Origin of the sequence: Bradyrhizobium sp. STM 3561, assembly GCF_045571455.1 — a bacterium.
Lineage (GTDB): Bacteria > Pseudomonadota > Alphaproteobacteria > Rhizobiales > Xanthobacteraceae > Bradyrhizobium > Bradyrhizobium vignae.
Genome location: NZ_CP120695.1, coordinates 7426421 through 7450655 on the forward strand (window position 1 = coordinate 7426421; position 24235 = coordinate 7450655).

Annotated in this window: 24 protein-coding genes; 15 read left to right on the forward strand and 9 right to left on the reverse strand. The window is 64.4% G+C overall.

The window, feature by feature from the left end; all coding sequences use genetic code 11:
• Positions 1-4 precede the first annotated feature (4 nt).
• Both P6U28_RS35200 and P6U28_RS35205 read right to left on the reverse strand, forming a co-directional pair.
• Entirely contained in the window at positions 5-1027 is a 1023-nt protein-coding gene (locus P6U28_RS35200; RefSeq protein WP_209295501.1) for an aldo/keto reductase, read from the reverse strand.
• Positions 1028-1209: 182 nt separating this feature from the next.
• Positions 1210-1635: a PaaI family thioesterase gene (locus tag P6U28_RS35205; RefSeq protein WP_209295502.1), complete on the reverse strand. Its 426-nt coding sequence runs from the start codon at positions 1633-1635 to the stop codon at positions 1210-1212.
• A gap of 64 nt (positions 1636-1699) precedes the next feature.
• Here P6U28_RS35205 and P6U28_RS35210 point away from each other — a divergent pair, with 64 nt between their 5' ends.
• Positions 1700-2326 carry a CoA pyrophosphatase gene (locus tag P6U28_RS35210; protein WP_129142790.1) on the forward strand — a complete coding sequence of 209 codons (627 nt, stop codon included), beginning with the start codon at positions 1700-1702 and terminating at the stop codon, positions 2324-2326.
• 56 nt (positions 2327-2382) lie between these two features.
• On the forward strand, positions 2383-3600 hold the full coding sequence (locus tag P6U28_RS35215) for a hypothetical protein (protein ID WP_129142789.1): 1218 nt from the start codon (positions 2383-2385) through the stop codon (positions 3598-3600).
• A 167-nt stretch (positions 3601-3767) separates the two neighbouring features.
• Here P6U28_RS35215 and P6U28_RS35220 read toward each other — a convergent pair whose 3' ends face one another.
• A complete protein-coding gene (locus tag P6U28_RS35220; RefSeq protein ID WP_407120675.1) occupies positions 3768-4073 on the reverse strand; it encodes a hypothetical protein in 306 nt (101 codons plus the stop codon).
• Between the two features lie 192 nt (positions 4074-4265).
• Here P6U28_RS35220 and P6U28_RS35225 point away from each other — a divergent pair, with 192 nt between their 5' ends.
• The 5 genes from P6U28_RS35225 (at position 4266) to P6U28_RS35245 (ending at position 9417) form a co-directional block, all read left to right on the forward strand.
• Complete coding sequence (locus P6U28_RS35225) at positions 4266-4745, forward strand: hypothetical protein (RefSeq protein WP_162500481.1); 480 nt, start codon at positions 4266-4268, stop codon at positions 4743-4745.
• 180 nt (positions 4746-4925) lie between these two features.
• Positions 4926-5873, forward strand: a complete 948-nt coding sequence (locus tag P6U28_RS35230) for a TAXI family TRAP transporter solute-binding subunit (protein ID WP_209295503.1) — start codon at positions 4926-4928, stop codon at positions 5871-5873.
• A gap of 190 nt (positions 5874-6063) precedes the next feature.
• A complete protein-coding gene (locus P6U28_RS35235) occupies positions 6064-8175 on the forward strand; it encodes a TRAP transporter permease (protein ID WP_209295504.1) in 2112 nt (703 codons plus the stop codon).
• Positions 8136-8549 (forward strand): DUF1850 domain-containing protein, encoded by a 414-nt coding sequence (locus P6U28_RS35240; protein WP_129142786.1) that lies wholly within the window; start codon positions 8136-8138, stop codon positions 8547-8549. The genes P6U28_RS35235 and P6U28_RS35240 overlap by 40 nt, the downstream gene beginning before the upstream one ends.
• 61 nt (positions 8550-8610) lie before the next feature.
• On the forward strand, positions 8611-9417 hold the full coding sequence (locus P6U28_RS35245) for an SDR family NAD(P)-dependent oxidoreductase (protein WP_122405911.1): 807 nt from the start codon (positions 8611-8613) through the stop codon (positions 9415-9417).
• Between the two features lie 170 nt (positions 9418-9587).
• Here the strand turns inward: P6U28_RS35245 and P6U28_RS35250 are convergent, their stop codons facing one another.
• Both P6U28_RS35250 and P6U28_RS35255 read right to left on the reverse strand, forming a co-directional pair.
• Positions 9588-10358, reverse strand: a complete 771-nt coding sequence (locus tag P6U28_RS35250; protein ID WP_407120676.1) for a hypothetical protein — start codon at positions 10356-10358, stop codon at positions 9588-9590.
• Positions 10359-10581: 223 nt separating this feature from the next.
• A complete protein-coding gene (locus P6U28_RS35255) occupies positions 10582-12159 on the reverse strand; it encodes a sodium:proton antiporter (RefSeq protein WP_129142784.1) in 1578 nt (525 codons plus the stop codon).
• 81 nt (positions 12160-12240) lie between these two features.
• Here P6U28_RS35255 and P6U28_RS35260 point away from each other — a divergent pair, with 81 nt between their 5' ends.
• The 5 genes from P6U28_RS35260 (at position 12241) to P6U28_RS35280 (ending at position 17548) form a co-directional block, all read left to right on the forward strand.
• Positions 12241-13005, forward strand: a complete 765-nt coding sequence (locus P6U28_RS35260; protein ID WP_407120677.1) for a tetratricopeptide repeat protein — start codon at positions 12241-12243, stop codon at positions 13003-13005.
• 109 nt (positions 13006-13114) lie between these two features.
• A complete protein-coding gene (locus P6U28_RS35265) occupies positions 13115-14497 on the forward strand; it encodes a tetratricopeptide repeat protein (RefSeq protein WP_209295505.1) in 1383 nt (460 codons plus the stop codon).
• Between the two features lie 413 nt (positions 14498-14910).
• Positions 14911-16821 (forward strand): propionyl-CoA synthetase, encoded by a 1911-nt coding sequence (locus P6U28_RS35270; RefSeq protein ID WP_407120678.1) that lies wholly within the window; start codon positions 14911-14913, stop codon positions 16819-16821.
• Between the two features lie 226 nt (positions 16822-17047).
• A complete protein-coding gene (locus tag P6U28_RS35275; RefSeq protein ID WP_407120679.1) occupies positions 17048-17317 on the forward strand; it encodes a hypothetical protein in 270 nt (89 codons plus the stop codon).
• 24 nt (positions 17318-17341) lie between these two features.
• A complete protein-coding gene (locus P6U28_RS35280; RefSeq protein WP_027575415.1) occupies positions 17342-17548 on the forward strand; it encodes a DUF6494 family protein in 207 nt (68 codons plus the stop codon).
• A gap of 136 nt (positions 17549-17684) precedes the next feature.
• Here P6U28_RS35280 and P6U28_RS35285 read toward each other — a convergent pair whose 3' ends face one another.
• Entirely contained in the window at positions 17685-18377 is a 693-nt protein-coding gene (locus tag P6U28_RS35285) for a DUF1013 domain-containing protein (protein ID WP_164936786.1), read from the reverse strand.
• A gap of 265 nt (positions 18378-18642) precedes the next feature.
• Between P6U28_RS35285 and ispH the strand changes: the two genes are divergently transcribed.
• From ispH to rnhA, 3 genes are read left to right on the forward strand one after another with little or no spacing between them, the layout of a single operon-like run.
• Positions 18643-19611, forward strand: a complete 969-nt coding sequence (gene ispH / locus P6U28_RS35290) for a 4-hydroxy-3-methylbut-2-enyl diphosphate reductase (protein ID WP_122405903.1) — start codon at positions 18643-18645, stop codon at positions 19609-19611.
• A gap of 6 nt (positions 19612-19617) precedes the next feature.
• On the forward strand, positions 19618-20601 hold the full coding sequence (locus tag P6U28_RS35295) for a homoserine kinase (protein WP_407120680.1): 984 nt from the start codon (positions 19618-19620) through the stop codon (positions 20599-20601).
• Positions 20598-21062 (forward strand): ribonuclease HI, encoded by a 465-nt coding sequence (gene rnhA / locus P6U28_RS35300; protein WP_122405901.1) that lies wholly within the window; start codon positions 20598-20600, stop codon positions 21060-21062. The genes P6U28_RS35295 and rnhA overlap by 4 nt, the downstream gene beginning before the upstream one ends.
• 171 nt (positions 21063-21233) lie before the next feature.
• Here the strand turns inward: rnhA and P6U28_RS35305 are convergent, their stop codons facing one another.
• From P6U28_RS35305 to P6U28_RS35315, 3 genes are all read right to left on the reverse strand, one after another.
• On the reverse strand, positions 21234-21719 hold the full coding sequence (locus P6U28_RS35305; RefSeq protein ID WP_122405900.1) for a peroxiredoxin: 486 nt from the start codon (positions 21717-21719) through the stop codon (positions 21234-21236).
• Positions 21720-21827: 108 nt separating this feature from the next.
• Positions 21828-22382, reverse strand: a complete 555-nt coding sequence (locus P6U28_RS35310; RefSeq protein WP_129142777.1) for a DUF924 family protein — start codon at positions 22380-22382, stop codon at positions 21828-21830.
• Positions 22383-22399: 17 nt separating this feature from the next.
• Positions 22400-24082, reverse strand: coding sequence for a long-chain fatty acid--CoA ligase (locus P6U28_RS35315; protein WP_209295509.1), 1683 nt, complete (start codon positions 24080-24082; stop codon positions 22400-22402).
• Positions 24083-24235: the final 153 nt, after the last annotated feature.

Sequence of the window (24235 nt, forward strand, 5' to 3'; positions counted from 1 at the left end):
GTTCTCACGCCGTCCGCGCGCGGCGGCCCTCGATCGGATAGGCCGGGTCGTTATAGCCGGGCGTCGACGGATGGCCTGGCGTCACCAGCCGGTCGATCAGCGCCTCATCCTCCGCGGTGAAACGATAATCGAGTGCGCTGATGTAGCCGTCCCATTGCTCCTCGGTGCGGGGACCTGCGATCACCGACGAGACGAAGGCGGAGTTGAGCACCCAGGCGACTGCGAACTGGCCGGCGGTGATGCCCTTCGTCTCCGCGTGCGTCTTGATCTCCTGCGCGAGGTGAAGCGATTCCGGCCGCCATTCCGTTTGCATCATGCGGGTGTCGTTGCGGCCCGCGCGCGTCTCCTTGTCGGGAGCTGCATCGGGCCTGTACTTGCCGGTGAGCACGCCGCGCGCCAAGGGACTATAGGGCACGATACCGAGGCCGTAATAGGAACAGGCCGGGAAGTGCTCGACCTCGGGCATGCGGTTCATGGCGTTATAGTAAGGCTGGCTCACCGCAGGCCGGTCGATGTCGAGCCGATCGCAGATGTTGCAGATCTCGGCAACGCGCCAGGCACGGTAGTTCGAGACGCCGAAATAGCGCACCTTGCCGGCGCGGATCAGGTCGCCCATCGCGCGGACCGTCTCCTCCAGCGGCGTCGCATGATCTTCCTTGTGCAGATAGTAGATGTCGATGTGATCGGTGCCGAGCCGCTTCAAGCTCTCGTCAGCCGCCTGCAGCACCCAGCGCCGCGACAGCCCGCCGCGATTGGGATCATCGCCCAATTCGTTGTTCATGGGATTGGCGAGCTTCGTCGCGAGTATCCAGGCGTGGCGTTTGCTCGCGATGGCATGGCCGACGACTTCCTCGGATGCACCTTTCGAATAGGCGTCGGCGGTGTCGATGAAATTGATCCCGGCGGCGTGCGCCTTGTCGATGATGCGTTGTGACGTGGCTTCATCGGTCGGTCCGCCGAACATCATGGTGCCGAGACAAATCGGCGAAACTTTCAGGCCGCTGCGGCCGAGCTGGCGGTATTGCATGGGCGGGTCCTTGATATTGGTGGAGGGCAGCATAGCCAGCTACAGTCGCCATTGCGAGCGCAGCGAGGCAATCCAGAAATGTGTCCGCGGAGGGATTCTGGATTGCCTCGCCGCGCTCGCAATGACGAGGTTGGGGACGACGACGAGTGTGTGGTTGCGGCGGTGGCAACCTGACCGAACAGCTACCCCGGCCCCTTCAAGATCTTGAACACGCCATTCGCCATCACGATGCAGCGGTTATCCACCGTCACTTCGGTGCTCATGAAGATCAGGCTGCGGGTCGAGCGGACCACGCGCGGGCGAGAGATCAGGATGTCGCCGATCTGGCCGGCTTCCACGAAGTGCGTGTCGAGCTGCACCGTCGCCATGTACTCCTTGCCGGAGACATAGCGGGCGGTCATGCCGCAGGTGCGGTCGGCGAAGGTCATCATCACGCCACCCTGGACCATGCCGCGGCGGTTTTGGTGCTTGTCTTCGGTGGCGAGTGCGAACTCGTAATGACCGTCGACCCTGCGCTCCCACAACGGGCCGATCAGGTGCAGGAAGCCCGTGGTCTCCAGGATGCTCCAGCCGTCGGATTTCAGCCTTGCGGCGGCCTTGTTGGTCATGTCGTCGTCCGTTCCTTGGCCTTGCGAGCTCATTTCATCGGGGGCGGACGTGGTGTAGTCAAGCATCATGAGATCGTTCGACGATGCCACACGACGGAATATCGCGGATGCCTGCGCAGCCTTCACGCGCCTGCGGGGGGATGACGCGCCGGCGACGCTGAAGCGCGCCGCGGTGGCGGTTGCGCTGACCGCGGGCGAGGGCGACGACACTGCGCTGCTGCTCACGCTGCGGGCATCGCATCTGCGCGCCCATCGCGGTCAATGGGCGCTGCCCGGCGGCCGCTGCGATCCAGGCGAGACCCCGGTCGAAGCGGCGTTGCGCGAACTCGACGAGGAGCTTGGTCTTCGGCTCACGGATGCGGACGTGCTCGGTGCGCTGGACGATTACCCGACGCGTTCCGGCTATCTGATCACGCCGGTCGTGGTCTGGGCGGCCGATAGCGCCGCGATCAGACCGAACCCAGACGAGGTCGCGTCGGTTCATCGCATCGCGCTCGCCACGATCGAACGCGAGGACGCTTTCGATTTCGTCGCGATTCCCGAAAGCAGCCGCCGCGTGATCCGCTTCCATCACCAGATGAGCCTGATCCATGCCCCGACGGCAGCGCTGATCTACCAGTTCCGCGAGGTGCTGGCGGGCCGGCACACCCGCGTCATCGACCTGGAACAGCCGATATTTGCCTGGAAGTGACGATGGTAAACGGCGCGTTAACGTGACGGTTACCGGATGCCTGCTAAGAGGGCAGCATGCATCACATATCGATTCGACGCGTCCTGACGCTGGTTCCATTCGCGTTCGTGCTGCTCGCACCGGCCGCGCGCGGTGGCGAGGCCGACACGCTGCCGCCGGCCGTTCGCAATGCCAACGCCCAGCTGCTGTCGCAGTTTTTCGCGCAAGGTGGGGCCTCGCCGGCGGTGCTCGAATATCGCCGCAAGCTCGCCGAATATCAGGCCGCGCGCGCCGCCTTCGATGCCGAGGCCGGCGCCTATTGGAGCCAGATCTCGGAGAAGCGGAAGACCCGCAATGCCAAGCGGCGCAGCGGACAGCAGATCACGCTCGACGATTACGTGCTGGAGCATCCGCCGATCTATACCGGGCCGAAGCGTCCGGTGAACCCGGAGCCGGAGGAGGCGCCTGAACGCCCGCCCCGGAAGCCCATTCCGGTGGTCGCCGATTTGCTGCGCGCGGCGCAGGAGCTCTACCAGTTCACGCCGCAACGCCCGTCCAGCGAGCTCGAGTTCAAGCGCGCCTATGCGCGCTACGCGCTCGCCTCGGGGCTGACGCGCGAGCAGGCGGTGCGGGTCTATTCGTTCGAGACCGGCGGCACCGGCGGTTACGACGTGCAGGCGGGCATCGAGCATGGCGGCAAGCGCGCGATCTCGACGGCAATAGGCTACAACCAGCTGTTGACCACCAACAGCGTCGAGCTGCTTGCTGAGCAGGGGCATGAATTCATTCGTGCGCTCTCGGAGAAGGTGGCGCGAACGTCAGGACCTGCGCGCCAGGCGCTCGAGCACAAGCTCGCCGTGCTCAAGAAGATGGTGGGGCATGCGAAGTCGGTGCCCGACACCTGGTCGGAGCACGAGAAGATCGGCAACACTGCGCAGGGCTGGGCCATGCATGCGATGGTGCTCGACATCGACATCGGACCGATGCTGCAGACCCACAAGCTGCTGACCTCGGTGCTGTTCGCCCGCGCCAAGGGCTACAGCCGTCCGCTCACCGCGGCCGAGCTCGAGATGATGAACCTCACCGGCGACGGCACCGGCCTCGACATGGTGACGATGCCGCAGGCGATGCGCGAGCAGGTGCCGACCTCGAACTTCTTCCAGCGCGGCGGCTATGAGCGCAACCCCGTCGCGATCCGCCACAACACGGTGGCGAAGCTGCTCGCGGTGACGGATGAGCGGATGGACTCGAACAGTAGCAAAGCCGGCGCAAGGGAGCTGGCGGGCGCGTTTTAGCTCTCCGTCCTACCCCATCTCGCCGTCATGCTCCGGCTTGACCGGGTCATCCAGTACGCCGCGGCCTCTCGCTTCAAGCACAACGGCCTCTGGAATACCGGATCACCCGCTTTCGCGGGTGATGACGCCGAGAGTGTGGCGGCTGTGTCGCCCCGCCGCCTCAAGCCCTACTGATCCGGCCCGAACTTGAACTTGCCGTCACCCTCCAGATACGGTCCGGTGCGCATGTAGAGCTGGCCGTTGTGGCCGATGAAGAACAGCGTGCCCTTGGGCACTTTCTTGGCGCCCTTCAGCAGCTCGCCGGCGTTGCTGGTGCCCATCTTGTAGGAATAGGTCTTGCCGTCCTTGTCGTAGGCGTAGCCTATATCGGGCTTGAGCTCCCAAGGCGTCGCTCCCGTTTGCGCCAATGCGGGCCCTGCGAATGCGCCGAGCGCGGCTACGATTGCAAATGTCTTGATTGAAAATGTCGTCATCCCATCCTCCACGGTCGGGACATTCCAGGCTTGAACAAACCACGAACGATGTGTCCGGGTCAATTTGCGAAAGCGCCACAGCGCATCACGTCTTGCCCAGCAGCTTGTGATTTTCCCTTCGTCCCCTCGCGACTATGTTCCGCTTTCCGTCTAGAACGCAACTCGACAAAATTGTTGGTGGGGATGATTCGGATGCGCCATGTGATCAAGCTTTGCTGGGCTGCTTTAGTGTCCCTGACGGCGCTGGCGCCGGCAGCCCGGGCCGATGATTACCAGCTCAGCCACAACCAGCGAATTTCGTGCAGCCGCGGCCTTGCGCCGGGCAAGCTGAACACGGCGACCTGCAAGTCCTACACCTATCTCTTCAACACCAAGACCTCGGAATATTTCCGCTGCCAGGTCTCCCTGGCGCTGACCCGCGACAACAAGGAGGTCATCAACGTCCAGGCCGACGGCGGCTGCACCAAGAAGCCGCGCATCTTCGAGACCGACGGCCACTACGACTTCGATGCCACCGAGACCGAGCCGCCGAACACCAACTCGTTCTTCGGCCCCGGCGGCTATTCGGTCTGGGCCGTCGACGTCACCGCACAGAAGGTGCGCGGCTGCATCATCATCTCCTCCGGTCTCGGCTCCGACATCTCCAAGTGCCTGGATATGACGTTCCAGTAGCACTTGCCAGCTGGGCGAGGCGCGCTCCACCGCCTGACTGCGCCACCTCGCCGCACCCGCTGGTTCCCGAAAATCGAACCAAAGCGGCCACTTGCCGCAGTCCTGTTTTGTCTTTTGGATGGGTTGACCCGCACCCCTCATCCGGCCAATTTCGCCGCCGGTTTGGGGAGTACAACAACCATGAAACGAACGATTTTCGGCGTGGCCGCGGCTCTTGCTCTGGCGGCATCGGCACCTTGCGCGCAGGCGCAATCCTTCATCAACGTGCTGACCGGCGGCACTTCGGGCGTCTACTATCCGCTGGGGGTCGCGATCGGAAAGATCTACGGCGACAAGATTCCGAACGTGAAGACGCAGGTGCAGGCCACCAAGGCGTCGGTCGAGAACCTGATCCTGCTGCAGCAGGGCCGCGGCGAGCTGGCGTTCACGCTCGGCGACTCGCTGAAAGCGGCCTGGGACGGCGAGGAAGAGGCGGGCTTCAAGACCAAGCTCGACAAGCTGCGCGTGATCGGCGCGATCTATCCTAACTACATCCAGATCGTCGCGACTGCCGACAGCGGCATCAAGACGCTCGCCGACCTCAAGGGTAAGAGCCTGTCGGTCGGCGCGCCGAAGTCGGGCACCGAGCTGAACTCGCGCGCGATCCTCGCTGCCGCCGGCATGAGCTACAAGGATCTCGGCAAGGTCGAATATCTGCCGTTCGCCGAATCCGTCGACCTCATGAAGAACCGGCAGCTCAACGCCACACTGCAATCGGCCGGGCTCGGCGTCGCCTCGCTGAAGGACCTGTCGACCTCGAGCCCGATCACGGTGGTCTCGGTGCCGAAGGAGACCGTCGACAAGATCGGCCCGCCCTTCGTCTCGGCGATCATTCCGGCCAACACCTATACCGGCCAGGACAAGGACGTCCCGACTGCGGCCGTAATCAATTATCTCGTTACGAGCTCCGCCGTATCGGACGATCTCGCCTATCAGATGACCAAGCTGGTTTACGAGTCGCTGCCGGAGCTCGCCAACGCGCACGCCGCCGGCAAGGAGATCAAGCTCGAGACCGCCGCCACCGGTAGCCCGGTTCCGCTGCACCCCGGCGCGATCCGCTATTACAAGGAAAAGGGGCTGATCGAGTAACTCTCGTCAGTCATTCCGGGGCGATGCGCACCATCGAACCCCGAATCTCGAGATTTCCGGGTTCGCCTTTGATGGGCCGCCCGGGAATGACGGAGAGGAAAATCGCGAATGCCCGGGACTCTCCCGGGCATGACGTTTTTGGAGCCCGTGCCAATGCTATCAGGCACGGACAGGCTGAGGACGATTTGAAATGCTGGAAAAGGCAGAGGCCAACGAGGCCCCCATCAAGGTCGAGTTCGACAATTTCGAGCATGGCTTCCCCGAAGGCTTTGGCCCGGGCTGGTGGGGCCAGCTCGCCTACTGGATCGGCATCGCATTCGCGAGCTTCCAGCTCTATGTCGCCGCCTTCAACTATCTGCCGAGCCAGGTGGTGCGCGGCGTCCATGTCGGCTTCCTGATCCTGCTCACCTTCGGCCTGATCGCCAACTTCACCGCGAAGAGTCATTTTGGCCGCGCGCTCGGCTGGGTGATCGGGGGCGCCGGCTTCCTCTGCGGGCTCTATCAGTGGATCTTCTACGCCGATCTGATCGCCCGCGACGGCGATCCGACCCGGCTCGATCTCGTGGTCGGCACGCTGCTTGCCGTGCTGATCTTCGAGGGTACGCGGCGGCTGATGGGCGCGGCGCTGCCGCTGATGTGCGGCGCCTGTCTGCTGTATTGGTTCTTCGGCCAGTATCTGCCGTCGCCGCTCAACCATCGCGGCTATGATTTCGACCAGATCGTCACGCATCTGTCGTTCGGCACCGAAGGTTTTTACGGCGTGCCGATCTACGTTTCGGCGACCTACATCTTCCTGTTCATCCTGTTCGGCTCGTTCCTGGAGCGCGCCGGTATGATCCAGCTGTTCACCGACGTCTCGCTCGGCCTGTTCGGCCGCACCCGCGGCGGACCCGCCAAGGTCGCGGTGTTTGCCTCGGGCATGATGGGCACCATCTCCGGCTCGGGCGTCGCCAATGTCGTCACCGTCGGCCAGTTCACCATCCCCCTGATGATCAAGTTCGGCTACCGCCGCGCCTTCGCGGCCGGCGTCGAGGCGACGGCCTCGATGGGCGGGCAGATCATGCCGCCAGTGATGGGCGCGGTCGCCTTCATCATGGCTGAGACGCTCGGCGTGCAATATTCGGAGATCGTGAAAGCGGCCGCTATCCCTGCGATCCTCTATTTCGCCTCTGCGTTCTGGATGGTGCATCTCGAAGCCGGCAAGCACGGGCTCGTCGGCATGAAGCGCTCGGAGATCCCGAGCGCCTGGAAGGCGCTGGTGACGCGCTGGTATCTCGTGCTGCCGCTCGCAGCGCTGGTCTACATGCTGTTCGAAGGCTTTACGCCGCTCTATGCCGGCAGCATGGGCCTCGCGTTGACCGTGACGTTGATCCTCGGTACCGCCATCACGACGGGCGCCTCGTCGATGGTGATCCGATATATTTTCTGGATCGGCCTTGCGCTGGTCGTTGCCGCGCTGTCGCGTGACGGCCTCCAGATCGTGCCGGTGGCGAGCGTCGTCGTTGGCCTAATCGTGATCACCGCCTTCATCCGTGGCGGCTTCAAGGCCTTGCGTGAGTGCCGCGATGCGCTGGCCGAAAGCGCCAAGTCGGCCATCACCGTCGGCATGGCCTGCGCCATCGTCGGCGTCATCATCGGCATGATGTCGCAGACCGGCGTCGGCACCATCTTCGGCAGCTGGGTGATCGGGCTCGGCGAGAAGAGCCTGTTCCTGGCGCTGGTCATGACCATGCTGCTGTCGATCCTGCTCGGCACCGGCATCCCGACCATCCCGACTTACATCATCACCGCCGCGCTCGCGGCGCCCGCGCTGGCGAAGCTCGGCGTGCCCTTGATCGCGAGCCACATGTTCGCGTTCTATTACGGCATCATGGCCGACCTCTCGCCGCCGGTCGCGCTCGCCGCGCTGGCAGCGGCGCCGATCGCGAAGGAGAATCCGGACAAGATCGGCTGGGAGGCGATGCGCATCGCGCTCGCCGGCTACGTCATCCCTTTCATCTTCGTCTATTCGCCGGCCCTGATGCTCCAGGCCGGCGATCCCATGGCGGCAAAGCTCGGCTTCTACGGGGCGGTGGCGCTCGCGACCGTCAAGGCGCTGGTGGCGATCGGGCTGTTCGGCATGGTCGCGATCGGCTTCCTGTTCACGCGGCTGACGATTGTCGAACGCCTCGTCGCGCTCGGCGCCGCGTTCTGCCTGCTCGGCGAATTCCCGTTCAGCGACACCGCGGGCTTCGTGCTCGCTGCGGCGCTCGTGCTGTGGCAATGGCGGCAGCGTCCGCCGGCAGCGGTCGAGGCGGTGTGAGCCTCTGCTTCGCAACGGCGGTCGGTGTGAAGGCGCTGGTGCTGTCCGCGTTCACGCTCGTATGGACGCATTCGATCGCGAAGGTCGACTGGCAGGAAGACTGGCGCGTCACGCCCGCCGGCCTCGAGCTGGTGCAGGCGCGCGTCAAGGGCACCGGCCCCGGCATGGAGCCGCCGCCTGAGGCGAGGCTGGTCGACGGCTGGTTTCAATGGCGGCCGCAGCGACCGCGGATGCCGGAGGTCGTGCTGGGCAATTCGGGCGCGGCGGGAGAGTGGCGGCTGTGCCATGACGGGAAGTGCCGGACACTGTCGGAGATTGTCGGGCATCCGATCGGTGCTAACGTCACGACGATGAGAGTTTGCAAGGATCCGTAGAACCGCAGCCCGGATGAGCGCAACGATATCCGGGCTACAAGAACAACACGGGAGACACAGGATGGATCGGCTCAAGGGCAAGGTTGCGATGGTGGTGGGCGCCGGCTCGATCGGGCCCGGTTGGGGCAACGGCAAGGCGACCGCAGTGACCTTCGCGCGCGAGGGCGCGCAGGTGTTTTGCGTCGATCGCAATGGTGCAGCGGCCGAGGAGACCGCGAAGATCATCACCGGAGAAGGCGGCAAGGCGATGGCGTTCACGGCCGACGTCTCGCGCGCCAGTGAGATCGAGGCGATGGTGGCGGCGTGCCTGAAGGCCTATGGCCGCATCGACGTGCTCGACAACAATGTCGGCATCGCCGAAATGGGCAGCGTGGTCGAGGTAAGCGAGGAGAGCTGGGACCGCGTCTTCAGCGTCAATCTCAAGAGCGCCTATCTGGCCATGAAGCACGTCATCCCCGTGATGGTGAAGCAGGGCGGCGGCTCGATCATCAACATCTCCTCGATCGCCTCGATCCGCCACATGGGCATCTCCTACGTCACCTACGGCACCTCGAAGGCGGCGATGAACCAGATGACGCGCACCACGGCGATCGAGTTCGCGCGCCATCATGTCCGCGTCAACGCGATCCTGCCCGGCCTGATGAAAACGCCGATGGTCGAGCACTCCGCAGGCCTCGCCAATAGTTACGCCAAGGGCGACGTCGAAGCGATGTGGCGCGCACGCGATGCGCAAGTGCCGATGGGCCACATGGGCGATGCCTTCGACGTCGCCAACGCCGCGCTGTTCCTGGCCTCGGACGAGTCGAAATATGTGACGGGCATCGAGCTCGTGGTCGATGGCGGGATCACGTGCAAGGCGGGGGCGTAACCCAACTAGCTCCGTCATCCTGAGGTGCGAGGCGCGCGATGCAGAGCATCGCGCGGGGAGCCTCGAAGGATGAGCGGCCCCGGTGCAGCCGGGCCGTCGCTCTTCGAGGGCCGCTGAAGAAGCGGCCACCCCAGGGGTGACGGGATCACATTGGTGTTGCCGCTACAGAGTTACTGCGCCAGCGCCAGAATCCCGCCGGCAAATGCGTGCCACGCTGCCGTCTCGCTGACCGGCCAGTTCAGCACCTTCACCGCCAAAAGCGCGAGTGTGCCGCAGATGTAGACCGGATGCACGCGGCCCTCGGTGCGCCAGTCGCGCACCATGGCGACGCCGAGCAGAAGGGCGGCGACCACAGCCGGCGCAATCGTCACGGGTACCGGCGGCGGGCCGGGCGGTCCGGGAGGTGCGAGGAAGGTCAGGAACCAGCGCGCAATCGCAGCGTCGAGGATCGAGACCGCGGCGAGCAGCATCAGGCGCTTGTGGATCTCGGGCCTGCGCGTATTCATGATCCCAAGCACGAACACCACCGCGAAGAGCGCGATGCCGCTGAGCGGCACGATCGAGAAGGCGATGCCTGCATCGGCCTGGCCAACGGCAGCGGCGTTCTTCATCGAAGTCACGGATGCGAAGAAGCCAAAAATGACCATCGCGGTCGCGATCGAGACGCCGGCAATGCCGAGCGAGCGGTGGTTGACCACGCGGCCGGAAGCCGCGAGCCAGGTCTGGAGCACGAAATAAAGCGTCCAGGTGAAGAACAAGAGCCCGTGAAAGTGGATCACCGGGCTTGCAGAGAATGTCCGGTGAGCCAGCGGCACCCAATAGGTCGGCGCGAAGCCGAGGAAAGCCGTCGCCGCGCAGGCGAGTGCCATGTGGAGATAAAAATATCGTGCAGGCGACGCATCACGCGCGCGTACACGACGGTCGTCGATCAGGGTTGTCATCAGGAGTGAGTCCGGGGAAGCGGGATTTGGTTCAACGCCTCCCCGTCCACCCTCCAGTGTCGTCCCGGACAAGCGTAAGCGCCGCCGATCCGGGACCATAGCCACAAGAGGGAGTTGTATCGCTCGCTGGCAACTCCGGGTCTTCGCCAAACAGAATTTCGTGGCTATGGGTCCCGAATCGGCGCGCGCTTTGGGCGCGCTTGTCCGGGACGACAGCGGAGGTTTAACCCCCCGCGCTCAATTCTGCGCGATCGAGCTCCTCCTCGAGCCGATGAAACGCATCGTCGCCGATCACCTCGGTGGCGCGCAGATCGAAGATCGCCTTGCGCGCCGCTTCGATGGCGCGGCGGCGCAAGGGATCGGCGGGCAATTCGCCGTTGGCAATGCCTCCGTTCGGATCGGTCTCGGTCTGCATCAGGATGGCGCGATATTCGAGCCGCAGGATCTCCGCCTCCTCCGACGGATCGCTCTCGATGGCATCGAGCGCGGCGCGATAGGCGACGGCGCGCCCGCGGGCGACCTCGATGCCGACGGGATCATCGTCCTTGAGGTCGAAGGCGAGGATCAGCGGCCGCAGCGTCAGGCCCTGGATCACCAGCGAACCAAGCACCACCGCAAAGGCAATGAAGACGACGAAGTCGCGATAGGGAAAATTCTCAGGGAGGGCAAAGGCAGTGGCGAGCGTGACGAGGCCGCGCATGCCGCACCAGGAGATGATGAGGCCGCCCTTGGGCGAGGCGACGGCCTCGGGGTCCTTCGGATGATAGATCCCCTGCGCCACCAGCACACGCAAGGTCATGCGGTAGAACGTCACCCAGCCGAGGCGCACCAGCATGACCGTGAGCAGGATCCAGGCGGCGGCCACGCAATATTCCCAACGCACGTCCGCGTCGAGCCGCGTCCAGATCGGCCGCATCTGCATGCCGATCAACATGAAGGCGAGCACGTTGAGCACGAATACCATCGTCTCCCAGACCGCATAGGAGGGCACCCGCAGCCGCGCCGGGATGCGCGCGGGCGCCGTGCGTGCGACGGTGATGGCATAGACCACGATGGTGAGGATGCCGGAGAGGCCGAGATGCTCGGCGGTGATCCAGACCAGGAAGGTGGTGGCGAACTGCACGATGATGGCGCTCGGCGCCTCCGTCACCCGTTCCATGAACAGCGGAATGATTCGGCCCGCGAGCAGGCCGGCGATGACGCTGCCGACCAGCGCCAGCGCCATGGTCGGAGCGACCTGGCTCCACGTCAGGTGCTGAGTGGCAACTGCGCCGACCGCGATGCGATAGATCAGGAGCGCGGTCGCGTCGTTGAGCAGGCTCTCGCCTTCCAGCACCTTGACCATGCGGTGGGGCAGCTTCACCTGGCTCAGGATCGCGACCGCCGCCGCGGCGTCCGGCGGCGCGACGATGGCGCCGAGCGCGACCGCGGCGGCCCAGGGCATGTCAGGCATCAGCCGGTGCGCGGCATAGGCCACGCCGGCCGTGGTCAGGCCGACCGCGGCGACGACCAGGGTCGAGACCGGAACCCAGTTGTTGCGCAGATCGCGCAGCGAGGTGTCGAAGGCGGCATCGAGCAGGACCGGTGCGACAAAAAGCGCCAAGGCGAGGTCCGGCTCCAGCACCCAGGACGGGCTCGATGGCACGAAGGCGACCAGCGCGCCGCCGATGGCGAGGAAGGTCGGATAGGGGACCTTGATCCGCCGCGCCAGCGCCGATAAGCCAACGGCGCCGAGCAGAAGCGCGATGATCCATTCGAATGTCGACACGACAGTCCCCGAGATCGATTTGAGCGGCGCCACAAGCTAACACCAGATCCGGCCGTATGATGGAAAATGCGGCCCCAACGCAAGAGTGAAGCAAGACCTTCCGACTGCAACAGCATGCGTTTTCAAAAACTCATCCCATGGTCAGCTGTCGCGGTGCTCTCGGCGCTTCCGACCGGCGCGGCTCATGCTGCGACCGGCGGCGAGCCGGCGGCCATCACGCAGGTCGATATCGCGCCATGCCTCGCGGCCAGCGCGGCCGACGACGTCGACAAGGCGACTTACGCCTGCGCGGCCGTGATCGACAACGAGAAGACGACGAAGGCGGACCTGGTCAAGGCGCTGATCGCGCGAGGTGCGCTGCTGGCACGGCACGACCAGATCGATCGCGCGATCGCCGACGACACCCGCGCCCTTTTGCTCGATCCCACGCTCGCGGACATCTTCAACGCCCGCGGCGAGCTCTGGCTGAAAAAGGGCGACAAGCCGAAGGCGGTGCAGGATTTCGGTGCCGCGCTCAAGATCGATCCGAACCACGAGAAGGCCAGGGCCAATCACAAGGCGATGGCGCGCGAGCTCGAGCGGATCGGCGCGCAGATGGCGGTCGCCGGCAAGCCCAGCTTCAACTGCGCCCGCGCGACCCTCGCCGTTGAGAAGACGATCTGCGGCAATCGCGAGCTCGCCGATCTCGACCGCGAAATCTATGGGTCCCATCTGCGCGCCCTCCGCGAGGCCCGGAGCCCGACGGAGGCACGCAAGATCCAGCGCGAGCAGGACGCCTTCGTCGCCCACCGCAACGCCGAATTCGGGCGGCCGGGGTACGATCTGAAAAAGGCGATGCAGGAGCGCTTGCAACAGATCAACGGCGTGGACGGATATTGATGCCGCTCTCTGCCCTTCCGGACCGCGGCGGGAGGGAGAGCGCGCCGTTTGAACCCGTTGCTGGATGGCGGCGACAACGGGGAAAGTCCCTGTCACGGAGTCCAAAGCCATGTGCGGCATGCCCCGTTCCGCGCAAATGTCCTCGTTTGCCAAAACCTCGCTTCGCGCCTTCTTCCTTGGCGCGGCTATGGGCCTGACCCTCATCGGTCCGGCTGCCGCCGGCACAGATTGCGTGCCGGGGAGCAAGGCTGCTCCCGCGGAGCTGATCTCTGCGTGCAGCGTCATCATCGACCAGACGGCCAATCCGGTGTCCGAACGCGCCATGGCGCTCGTCGCTCGTGCCGAAGCCAATGCGCGAACTTCCGGAGGCCAGTCGCAGGCGCTACGCGATCTGGACCGCGCCATCGCGCTCGATGGCAAGAACGCAAAGGCCTGGCGCGTGCGCGGCAACCTCCTGCGCGAAGCCGGCGGCGACCTCAACCGGGCCGCGGCAGATCTGACCAAGGCGATCGAGCTCGATCCACAGGATGCGGAAGCTTACGAGCTGCGCGGCGTGGTCTACACCAACCAGCATCGCTTCGACCGCGCCATTTCAGATTACGACCAGGCCATCAAGCTGAGGTCGGATTTCGCCCAGGCCTGGTCCGACCGCGGCGCGACCTTCTATCTGCGCGGCGACTATGACAAGGCCGTCGCCGACCTCAGCGAGGCGCTGCGGCTCGATCCGAACCGGGCGCGCAGCTACACCAACCGCGGCGCCGCCTATAAGAAGCTCGGCGAGCTCGACAAGGCGATCGCAGACGACACCGAGGCGATCCGGCTCGATCCGAAGGTGCCGGAGTATTTCGACAACCGCGGTCTCACCTATGCCGCGATGAAGGAGTATGACAAGGCGATCGCCGATTACGATCAGGCGATCCGTCTCGAGCAGCGGGTGAACTTCCTGACCAACCGCGGTGACTCCTACCAGTTCAAGGGCGAACTCGGTGCTGCACTGTCGGACTACAACGACGCGCTGAAGCTCGATCCGAATTTTGCCAAGACCTACAACAACCGCGCCGTGCTCTACAAGAAGATGGGCGAGCGCAAGAAGGCCCTGGCCGATTACGAGGCGGCGTTGCGGCTCGATCCCGCCAATGAGAACGCGCAGAGCGGCCGCCGCGCGATGATCGCCGAGATCGCAAAATTTGGCGGCGAGCCGCCCCGTGTGCTGAACGCCGCCGCCAGCGACCCGTCGTTCGACTGCGCCTCCGCCAAGCGCGAGGTCGAGAAGGTGATCTGCGCCGATCCGCAGCTCGGGGTGCTCGACCGCCAGATCGCCGAGGCTTACGAGCGTGTGCTGAAATCCGCGAGCAAGCGCTCGGCGGATGGCCTGCGCAAGTCCCAGCGCGATTTCCTCGCCACGCGCGATGCGAGCTTCCGTCGCCCCGGCTATGACCTGAAGAAGGTCATGCAGGATCGCTTGCAGCGGCTGAATGCGATGGAGGGATAGGCGGGGTCTTTCCTCTCGTAAGATCATGGCATAGCCAATGAAGAAGCGTGGCGGATGGCTCGCCCGCAGCCCATCCTTCGAGACGCCCGCCGATGGCGAGCCCTCAGGATGAGGGCGGAGTGCGCGGCAGCAATTTCAGCCGGCACTAACGTTGCTTAGCCTCATCCTGAGGAGACCGCTGGAAGCGGTCGTCTCGAAGGACGAGGCGCTTGTTCAGGCCGCCACCAAGAAGGCATCTGCGACAACCTCCGGTAAGAACTGGGAGAGGAAGACACGTCCTTTTCAGCTTGAACCGCGGCCCGTTCCCGGGAAAATAGCCATCAAACAAGGCCAGCAATTGATCCTGGTCATGGCGGGACGCCAGTCCTGCCACAAGGGTCGGGGCCAGGCCATAAAGGGAACGGGAGCGCGAAATGAACGTCCAGGGAAAGAGCCGTTATCATGAGGTCCATGCGCGCTCGCTGGCCGATCCCGAAGGCTTTTGGGGCGAGGCGGCCAAGGAGATCGACTGGATCGAGCCGCCGAAGAAGATCTTCGATCCCTCGCAAGGACCCTATGGCCGCTGGTTTGCCGGCGGTATCGTCAACACCTGCTACAACGCGCTCGACCGCCACGTCGAACGCGGCCGCGCCGACCAGGTCGCGCTGATCCATGATTCGCCCTTGACCAATTCGGTCACCAAACTCACTTATGCCGAACTGCTGAACGAGGTCCAGGCGCTCGCCGCCATCATGCAGGAATTCGGTGTCGGCAAGGGCGATCGCGTCATTCTCTACATGCCGATGGTGCCGGAGGCGGTGGTCGCGATGCTCGCCTGCGCGCGGCTCGGCGCGGTGCACTCCGTGGTGTTCGGCGGCTTTGCCGCGAAAGAACTCGCCACACGGATCGACGATGCGCAGCCGAAGCTCATCCTTTCCGCGAGCTGCGGCATCGAACCCGGCCGCATCGTGCAGTACAAGCCGCTGCTCGACGAGGCGATCAGGCTTGCCGGCAGCCAGCCGAAAGCCTGCATCGTGCTGCAGCGTCCGCAGCTCACCTGTGAGATGACGCCAAGCCGCGACTACGACTGGGCAAGCCTGCGCCGCAAGGCGATGAACGACGGCAAGAAGGCACCTTGCGTGCCTGTTGCGGCCACCGATCCGCTCTACATCCTCTATACCTCCGGCACGACCGGCGTGCCAAAGGGCGTCGTGCGCGACAATGGCGGTCATCTCGTCGCGGTGGAATGGTCGATGTTCAACCTCTATGGCGTCAAGCCGGGTGAGGTCTGGTGGTGCGGCTCCGACATCGGCTGGGTGGTCGGCCACAGCTACATCGTGTACGGGCCGCTGCTGCATGGCGCGACCTCGATCATGTACGAGGGCAAGCCGGTCGGCACGCCCGATGCCGGCGCATTCTGGCGCGTGATCTCCGAGCACAAGGCGGTGGCCTTCTTCACCGCGCCGACCGCGTTCCGCGCGATCCGGAAAGAGGATCCCGAAGGAACGTTCATCCGGCGGTACGATCTCTCCAAATTCCGCACGCTGTTCCTCGCCGGCGAGCGTGCCGATCCGCCGACGGTGGAATGGGCGGAGCAGCAGCTCAACGTGCCGGTGATTGACCATTGGTGGCAGACCGAGACCGGCTGGTGCATCGCCGGCAATCCGGTCGGACTCGGCATGCTGCCGGTGAAGCACGGCTCGCCGACGGTGCCGATGCCGGGCTACCAGGTCGATGTCGTCGATGAAGCGGCAAAGCCAGTGGGGCCCAACACCATGGGCTCGATCGTCATCAAGCTGCCGATGCCGCCGGGCTGCCTGCCGACGCTGTGGAATCAGGACGAGCGCTTCAAGGAGGCATACCTCAGCGAATTCCCCGGCTACTACAAGACCTCTGATGCCGGCTACAAGGACGAGGACGGCTATGTCTTCGTCATGGGCCGCACCGACGACATCATCAACGTCGCCGGCCATCGGCTCTCCACCGGCGGCATGGAGGAGATCTTGGCCTCGCATCCCGACGTCGCCGAATGCGCCGTGCTCGGCGTCAAGGACGCGATCAAGGGCGAGGTGCCCTGTGGCTTCCTGGTGCTCAAGGCCGGCGTGAAGCGCCCGCCTGCCGAGATCGAGAAGGAGATCGTCGCGCTGGTGCGCGACAAGCTCGGCCCGGTCGCCGCCTTCAAGCTCGCCATCACCGTCGGCCGTCTGCCCAAGACGCGCTCCGGAAAGATCCTGCGTGGCACCATCAAGAAGATCGCCGATGGCGAATCCTGGACCATGCCGGCGACGATCGAAGATCCCAAGGCACTCGACGAGATCGGGGAGGCGTTGAAGGGACGGGTGTGAGGAAGTCCGCGGTCATCATACGCGTGAGGCGCGAGGCCGTCCCTCCAACCTCAGCTGTCATCACCCGCGAAAGCGGGTGATCCAGTACTCCGCGGCTGTTGTGTGAGCCAATGACCGCTGCGGCGTACTGGATTCCCGGGGAATGACAGCGCGTGAGCAACGGCGGCCAAGGACTTACATTCTCCGCATTCCGCGCTAAACAGGGCCGGCCAACAGGGGACCTCGTATGCCACTTGCCACCGTGCCGCGCCTGCTTGCAGCTATGCTGCTCGCCATCGCTCTCTCCGCCTGCTCGGCACGCTACCAGACGCCGGTGGCGATGGGCGGCGACGACGACGACGCGGTCTGTCAGGGCCGGGGCTATGCCCAGGGCTCGCCGGAATACGTGGCCTGCCGCAAGGACCGCGACGTCCAGCGCAATGCCGCCATCGCCCGCGCCGACCGCCGCCAGCGCGATCTCGGCGAATACATGCTGAACCATCCCGCGCGGCCGTGAGCCGCCCCAGCCTACGAGGCCGTCATGAACGAAGACCAGTTCAACACCAGCCTGCGTAAATTCCTGAAGCAAGTCGGTGTCACCTCGCAGCGCGAGATCGAGAAGGCCGTGCGCGACGCGATCGCGGCGGGCCGGATCAAGGGCCACGAGAAACTCAACGCGAAGATGGTGCTGACGATCGACAACGTCGGACTCGTCCACGAGATCAACGACACAATCGAGCTGGGGTGATCCGCCGTTCGGCGAGCCGCACATACGACTCCCGCGCCGACAATCGGCGCGATCTAGATCGCAAGCCCAAATAAAAACGCGGCGGGTCGGCCCGCCGCGTTCAAACCGGATTCGAAAGCGAACCGACAGAGGAGAGTTACTCCTCTTCCTCCTGCTTCTTGCCGCCGAGCGTCTTCAGCTTGGCGAACACGGCGTCGACGTTGAGATCGTCGCTGGATTTCTCCGCGGGCTCGTACTCGTCCTTGCGGGTGGTCTCGGAGGCCGGCAGCAGGGTCGCACCGCCATAGGTTGCGTCGATCGGCTTTTCCTTGGCGGCTCGCTGTACCTCGAAATCGAGCTCGATCTGCGAGCAGAGGCCGAGGGTGACGGGGTCGATCGGGGTCAGGGACGAGGTGTTCCAGTGGGTACGATCGCGTACGCTGGCGATCGTGCTCTTGGTGGTGCCGACCAGGCGCATGATCTGGGCGTCCTTGAGCTCCGGATGGTTGCGCAGCAGCCAGAGGATCGCGCTTGGACGCTCGTGGCGACGCGAGACCGGGGTGTAACGCGGTCCCTTGCGCTTGGGCTGGGGCGGCAGCACCACCTTGCTCTCCTGGAGGCGGAGCCGGTAATCCGGGTTGTTCTCGCCCTTCTCGATCTCCTCGCGGGTCAGCTGGCCGTTGGAGAGGGGATCCATGCCCTTGATGCCCTGGGCGGCGTCGCCGTCGGCGATGGCGCGCACCTCGAGGGGGTGCATTTTGGTGAAATCGGCGACCTGGTCGAAGGTCAGCGCGGTGTTGTCGAGCAGCCAGACGGCGGTCGCCTTGGGCATCAGAGGTGCGTTGCTCATGGCAAATCTCCTTTGTGCTTCGCCCACCCCTCTGGAGGCGAAACCGGTGGTCATCAGCGATGACAGGGAATTCGCGCTATATAAGCCCGGAGGGGGTAGCCATGCAATGGTTCTGCTATAGATAGTGCCTTGACACCGCCTGAAAGGGGGCCCAATTCCCTTTGAACTGCTGTAAGGTTCAAGCCGACAGCTTTAAGCCCTATTCCATCCATCGACCGCCCCCCGCCAGAAGGCGAAACGGGTGATTCGGTCCCGAGATCGCTCAATGTCAGCCAAACCAGACCTCAAGATCGTGCTTTGTTCTCCCCGTGGTTTCTGTGCCGGGGTGGTCCGGGCGATCGACACCGTGGAACGGGCACTCGATAAGTACGGCGCCCCCGTCTATGTTCGCCATGAGATTGTGCACAACAAGTACGTCGTCGATGGGTTGAAGAAGAAGGGCGCCATCTTCGTCGAGGAGCTCGCGGAGATCCCGGAAAATACCACCGCTCCGGTGGTGTTCTCGGCCCACGGCGTGCCGAAGTCGGTTCCGGCCGATGCCCAGTCCCGCAATCTGTTCTCGCTGGATGCGACCTGCCCGTTGGTGACCAAGGTGCACCGCGAGGCTGCGATCCACTTCAAGCGCGGCCGGGAGATCTTCCTGATCGGCCATTCCCACCATCCCGAGGTGGTCGGCACGCTCGGCCAGCTTCCGCCTGGCGCCGTGACCCTGATCGAGACTGCCGAGGACGCCAAGACCATCACGCCGCAGGACCCCGACAATCTCGCCTTCGTGACCCAGACCACGCTGTCGATCGACGACACCGCGGAGATCGTGGCACTGCTCAAGGAGCGCTTCCCGAACATCAACGGGCCGCACAAGGAAGACATCTGCTACGCCACCACCAACCGCCAGCTCGCGGTCAAGAAGGTGGCGCCGGTGGTGGACGCGCTCATCGTTGTCGGTGCCCCCAATTCGTCGAACTCGCAGCGTCTGCGCGAGGTCGCCGAGCGCGAGGGCTGCAAGATCGCGGTGCTGGCGCAGCGTGCCACCGACATCGATTGGGGCAAGTTCGGCAACATCGCCAGCCTCGGCATCACCGCGGGCGCCTCCGCGCCGGAAGTGATCGTCGAGGAGATCATGGACGCCTTCGCCGAGCGCTACACGCTGCATGTGGAGACGGTCTCGGCCGCGGAAGAGAACGAGTTCTTCCCGCTGCCGCGTCAGGTGCGCCCTGAAGCTGCCGCCGAGTAGACTTTTATGGCGGTCTATACCGACGTCGCCGCCGACGAGCTTGCGGATTTCCTGAAGCAATACGATCTCGGCGAATTGCTCTCCTACAAGGGCATCGCCGAGGGCGTCGAAAACTCCAACTTCCTGCTGCACACCAGCCAGGGGTCGTTCATCCTCACGCTCTACGAGAAGCGCGTGGCGAAGAACGATTTGCCGTTCTTCCTTGCGCTGATGACGCATCTCGCCGAGCACGGCGTCGATTGCCCGTTGCCGGTGAAGGGACGCGACGGCGAGGCGCTGCGCGAGCTGTCGGGCCGCCCCGCCGCGATCATCACCTTTCTCGAGGGCGTCTGGCCGCGCAAGCCGAACGCGACCCATTGCGCCGGCGTCGGCGAGGGGTTGGCCCGGATGCATCTTGCCGGCGCCAATTTCGCGGTCCGGCGTGCCAATGCGCTGTCGGTCTCGGGCTGGCGGCCGCTGTTCGACGCGGCATCGGGCCGGGCCGACGAGGTGCAGCCGGGCCTGCGCGCATTCCTCGCCGCCGAGCTCGATCATCTCTCCAGCGGCATCTGGCCGACCAACCTGCCCGAGGGCGTGATCCACGCCGACCTCTTCAACGACAACGTCTTCTTTCTCGGCGACAAGCTCTCGGGGATCATCGACTTCACCTTCGCCTGCAACGACATGCTGGCCTATGACGTCGCGATCTGCCTCAACGCCTGGTGCTTCGAGCCGGATCACTCCTTCAACGTCACCAAGGCGCGCGCCTTCCTCAACGCCTATGGCCGCGTGCGAAAGCTCACAGAGGCGGAAGAGGCGGCGCTGCCGCTGCTGGCGCGCGGTGCTGCGATCCGCTTCCTGCTGACGCGGCTGGTCGACTGGCTCAACGTGCCGCCGGGCGCGCTGGTCAAGCCGAAGGATCCATTGGAATATGTTCGCAAGCTGCGCTTCCACCAAAGCGTGACGAGCGCGCGCGACTATGGGCTGACGCCGTCGGGGCTGGTGGCGTGAGCGAGCTTCCCAATGTCACGATCTATACCGATGGTGCCTGCTCGGGAAATCCAGGGCCGGGCGGCTGGGGCGCGATCCTGAAGTTCGGCGACAAGGAAAAGGAGCTGAACGGCGGCCAGCCACACACCACCAACAACCAGATGGAGCTGATGGCGGCGATCTCCGCGCTCGAGGCGCTGAAGAAGCCGTGCAAGGTCGATCTCTACACCGACAGCCAGTATGTCCGGCAGGGCATCACCGGCTGGATCTTCGGCTGGAAGCGCAACGGCTGGCGCACCGCCGACAAGAAGCCGGTGAAGAATGTCGAGCTATGGCAGCGTCTCGATGCCGCGCTGAAGCAGCACGAGGTCCGCTGGCACTGGGTCAGGGGCCACGCCGGTCACCCCGAGAACGAACGCGCCGATCAGCTGGCGCGCGACGGCGTCGCGATGGCGCGCTTGCAGCAGAGAGTGAGGGAGTAGCGCACCGTCGTTGCCTCATTCTCAACTGTCATCGCCCGCGAGGCGGGCGATCCAGTATCCCAGAGGCAGTTGTGATTCAGCCGAGAGGTCTCAGGTACTGGATGCCCCGGTCAAGCCTGGCTTGACCGGGGCATGACAGTGTCATTTGCGGCTAAGAACTGCGCGTATGGCTCAGAGCTGCCCGAGCAGCGTATCCCCGCCGGAGACCTCGACCTTGCCGGGCATCGCTTCGAGGTTCAGCTTCTTCACCACGCCATCCTCGACCAGCATCGAATAGCGCTTGGAGCGAATGCCCAGACCGTTGGCGGAGGCATCCAGCTCCATGCCGATCGCCTTGGTGAAGTCGGCATTGCCATCGGCCAGGAAGACGGCCTCATCGCGCTGGTCGGTGTCGCGCTTCCAGGCGTTCATCACGAAGGCATCGTTGACCGAGACGATGGCGATGGTGTCGACCCCTTTGTCCTTCATGGCATAGGCGTTGAGGAAGATGCTCGGCAGATGCATCTTGTGGCAGGTGCCGGTGTAGGCGCCGGGCACCGCGAACAGCGCCACCTTCTTGCCCTTAAAGATATCGTCGGTGCTCTTCACCTGCGGGCCTTCCGCCGTCATCACGCGGAATTTCGCCTCGGGCAGCTTGTCGCCAATCTGGATCGCCATCGTCAGTCTCCCTGAAAATCGGTCCCGCTTTTTAGACCGGGCGGCGGACCTGCACAATATTGCCGGCGGCGGAAGCGGCGAAGGCGGCGGCCGTTCACCATGATGTCATCAGCCGGAAAATCCACCATGATCGAGGAAGGCCTGCTCTTCCTCCGTCGTGTCGCGACCGAGGAGGCGGTTGCGGTGGGGAAAGCGGCCGAACCGCCGGATGATGTCGGCGTGCTCGCGAGCGTATTTCAGGTTCTCGGCATTGTCGGTGTTTTGAAACAGCGCGACGCAGTGCAGCTGGTCAGCCAGGTGCTCGGAATGCATGAAGGGCAAATAGAGGAATTCGAGCAGCATGGGATCGAGCCTGCGGTCGACGCCTCGACCGATGGCGCGGCGGGCGACGTCGCGTGCCTGCGCGTCACTGGCAAAGGTTTGTGGCGTGCCGCGGAACATGTTGCGGGGAAACTGGTCGAGCACGATGACGAGCGCCAGCGCGCCCTCGTCCGTTGTCTCCCATGCTCCGAGTTCACCGGCGACCGCCTTCTGCCACAGGGCGAGAAAGCGGCGCCTGATCTCGGCATCGAAAGCATCGTCGCGCTTATACCAGCGCTCGCGGCCGCCCTCGCGCCAGAAGGCGAGAATGCTTGATGGCTCGATGTCGCCAACCTCAGTCATCGGCCAGAGGCGTCGCCTTACGCCGCTTCCGCCTTCTCGTCGCGAAGCTGTCGGCGCAGGATCTTGCCGACATTGGTCTTCGGCAGGTCGTTGCGGAATTCGATGTGCTTGGGCACCTTGTAGCCGGTGAGCTGCTCGTGACAGAACTTGATCACGGCTTCCGCGGTGAGGTTCGGATCCTTCTTCACCACGAAGGCCTTCACCGCTTCGCCCGACTTGGAATCGGGGATGCCGATCACGGCGCATTCCAGTACGCCCGGATGGCTCGCGATCACTTCCTCGATCTCGTTGGGATAGACGTTGAAGCCGGAGACCAGGATCATGTCCTTCTTGCGGTCGACGATCTTGGTGTAGCCCTTCTCGTCCATCACGCCGATATCGCCGGTGCGGAAATATCCGTCGGCGGTCATCACCTTGGCGGTTTCTTCCGGCCTGTTCCAGTAGCCGGACATGACCTGCGGGCCCTTGGCGCAGATCTCGCCGGGTTGGCCGAGCGGGACTTCGTTGCCGTCGTCGTCGCGGATCGAGATCCAGGTCGAAGGCACGGGAATGCCGATCGTACCCGTGAACTCCGTTGCCGTCGCCGGATTGCAGGTCAGCGTCGGCGAGGTCTCCGACAGGCCGTAACCTTCGGCAATGAAGCAGCCGGTGAGCGCCTTCCACTGATCGGCGACGGGGCGCTGCACCGCCATGCCGCCGCCGTTGGAGATCTTCAGCTTGGAGAAGTCGAGCTTCTTGAAATCGGGATGGTGCATCAACCCGTTGTAGAGCGTGTTCACGGCCGGGAAGCTGTTGACCTGGTATTTCGCCAATTCCTTGATGAAGCCGGGAATGTCGCGCGGGTTCGGGATCAGGAGATTGCAGCCGCCGGCGCGCACCGCCAACAGGTAGCAGGCCGTCAGCGCGAAGATGTGATAGAGTGGCAGCGCGCAGACGATCATGAGCTGGTCGACATGCGGCGGCGCGGCGAGCGCCGGCTGGAGCCAGGCGTCGTTCTGCAGGACGTTGGCGACGATGTTGCGATGGAGCAGCGTGGCGCCCTTGGAGACGCCGGTGGTGCCGCCGGTATATTGCAGGAAGGCGACGTCGCCGGGCGACAGCTTGGGCTTGTTGAAGGTCATGCCGCGTCCGGCCGACAGCGCGTCGTTGAAGGCCACCGCCCCCGGTAGCGACCAGGCTGGTACCATCTTCTTGACCCGGCGGACGACGAGATTGACGATCACGCCCTTGAAGCCCAGCAAGTCGCCCATGCTGGCGACGATGACGTGCTTGACCTGCGTCTTGGCGATCACTTGCTCGACCGTGTGAGCGAAGTTCTCCAGCACGATGATCGCTTCGGCGCCGGAATCCTCGAGCTGATGCTCGAGCTCGCGCGGGGTATAGAGCGGATTGACGTTCACCACGGCGAAACCGGCGCGCAGCACGGCGGCGGTCGCGACCGGATATTGCAGCACGTTCGGCATCATGATGGCAACACGGGCGCCGCGTTGCAGTCCGCGGCCCTGCAGGTAGGCGGCGAGCGCGATCGACATCTGGTCGAGGTCGCGATAGCTGATCGACTTATCCATGCAGATGAACGCCTTGCGGTCGGCGAACTTGGTGAAGCTCTCCTCCAGCAGGTCGACCAGCGATGTGTATTGCGTCGGCTCGATATCGGCGGGCACGCCGGGCGGATATTGCTTGAGCCAGATGCGCTCCATGGAAGACTCCCCTCATTGATCAGAGCCCGTTGTGTCTCGGGCTTGCCGCATTGCCGCCAGTATCCAGCTTGCCGGAACGGGTGGCAAGCCGTCGTGGCTTAGGGCAAAGGTCGGGTCGCAGCTACTGGAATCGTCGCAAACCGCGCTGCCGCA

Bases quoted from the DNA above. Each gene is read 5' to 3' on its own strand.
- P6U28_RS35200 (WP_209295501.1), bottom strand. From the start codon at position 1,027: ATGCAATACCGCCAGCTCGGCCGCAGCGGCCTGAAAGTTTCGCCGATT.
- P6U28_RS35205 (WP_209295502.1), bottom strand. From the start codon at position 1,635: ATGACCAACAAGGCCGCCGCAAGGCTGAAATCCGACGGCTGGAGCATC.
- P6U28_RS35215 (WP_129142789.1), top strand. From the start codon at position 2,383: ATGCATCACATATCGATTCGACGCGTCCTGACGCTGGTTCCATTCGCG.
- P6U28_RS35220 (WP_407120675.1), bottom strand. From the start codon at position 4,073: ATGACGACATTTTCAATCAAGACATTTGCAATCGTAGCCGCGCTCGGC.
- P6U28_RS35225 (WP_162500481.1), top strand. From the start codon at position 4,266: ATGCGCCATGTGATCAAGCTTTGCTGGGCTGCTTTAGTGTCCCTGACG.
- P6U28_RS35230 (WP_209295503.1), top strand. From the start codon at position 4,926: ATGAAACGAACGATTTTCGGCGTGGCCGCGGCTCTTGCTCTGGCGGCA.
- P6U28_RS35235 (WP_209295504.1), top strand. From the start codon at position 6,064: ATGCTGGAAAAGGCAGAGGCCAACGAGGCCCCCATCAAGGTCGAGTTC.
- P6U28_RS35240 (WP_129142786.1), top strand. From the start codon at position 8,136: ATGGCGGCAGCGTCCGCCGGCAGCGGTCGAGGCGGTGTGAGCCTCTGC.
- P6U28_RS35245 (WP_122405911.1), top strand. From the start codon at position 8,611: ATGGATCGGCTCAAGGGCAAGGTTGCGATGGTGGTGGGCGCCGGCTCG.
- P6U28_RS35250 (WP_407120676.1), bottom strand. From the start codon at position 10,358: ATGACAACCCTGATCGACGACCGTCGTGTACGCGCGCGTGATGCGTCG.
- P6U28_RS35260 (WP_407120677.1), top strand. From the start codon at position 12,241: ATGCGTTTTCAAAAACTCATCCCATGGTCAGCTGTCGCGGTGCTCTCG.
- P6U28_RS35265 (WP_209295505.1), top strand. From the start codon at position 13,115: ATGTGCGGCATGCCCCGTTCCGCGCAAATGTCCTCGTTTGCCAAAACC.
- P6U28_RS35270 (WP_407120678.1), top strand. From the start codon at position 14,911: ATGAACGTCCAGGGAAAGAGCCGTTATCATGAGGTCCATGCGCGCTCG.
- P6U28_RS35275 (WP_407120679.1), top strand. From the start codon at position 17,048: ATGCCACTTGCCACCGTGCCGCGCCTGCTTGCAGCTATGCTGCTCGCC.
- P6U28_RS35280 (WP_027575415.1), top strand. From the start codon at position 17,342: ATGAACGAAGACCAGTTCAACACCAGCCTGCGTAAATTCCTGAAGCAA.
- P6U28_RS35285 (WP_164936786.1), bottom strand. From the start codon at position 18,377: ATGAGCAACGCACCTCTGATGCCCAAGGCGACCGCCGTCTGGCTGCTC.
- ispH (WP_122405903.1), top strand. From the start codon at position 18,643: ATGTCAGCCAAACCAGACCTCAAGATCGTGCTTTGTTCTCCCCGTGGT.
- P6U28_RS35295 (WP_407120680.1), top strand. From the start codon at position 19,618: ATGGCGGTCTATACCGACGTCGCCGCCGACGAGCTTGCGGATTTCCTG.
- P6U28_RS35305 (WP_122405900.1), bottom strand. From the start codon at position 21,719: ATGGCGATCCAGATTGGCGACAAGCTGCCCGAGGCGAAATTCCGCGTG.
- P6U28_RS35310 (WP_129142777.1), bottom strand. From the start codon at position 22,382: ATGACTGAGGTTGGCGACATCGAGCCATCAAGCATTCTCGCCTTCTGG.
- P6U28_RS35315 (WP_209295509.1), bottom strand. From the start codon at position 24,082: ATGGAGCGCATCTGGCTCAAGCAATATCCGCCCGGCGTGCCCGCCGAT.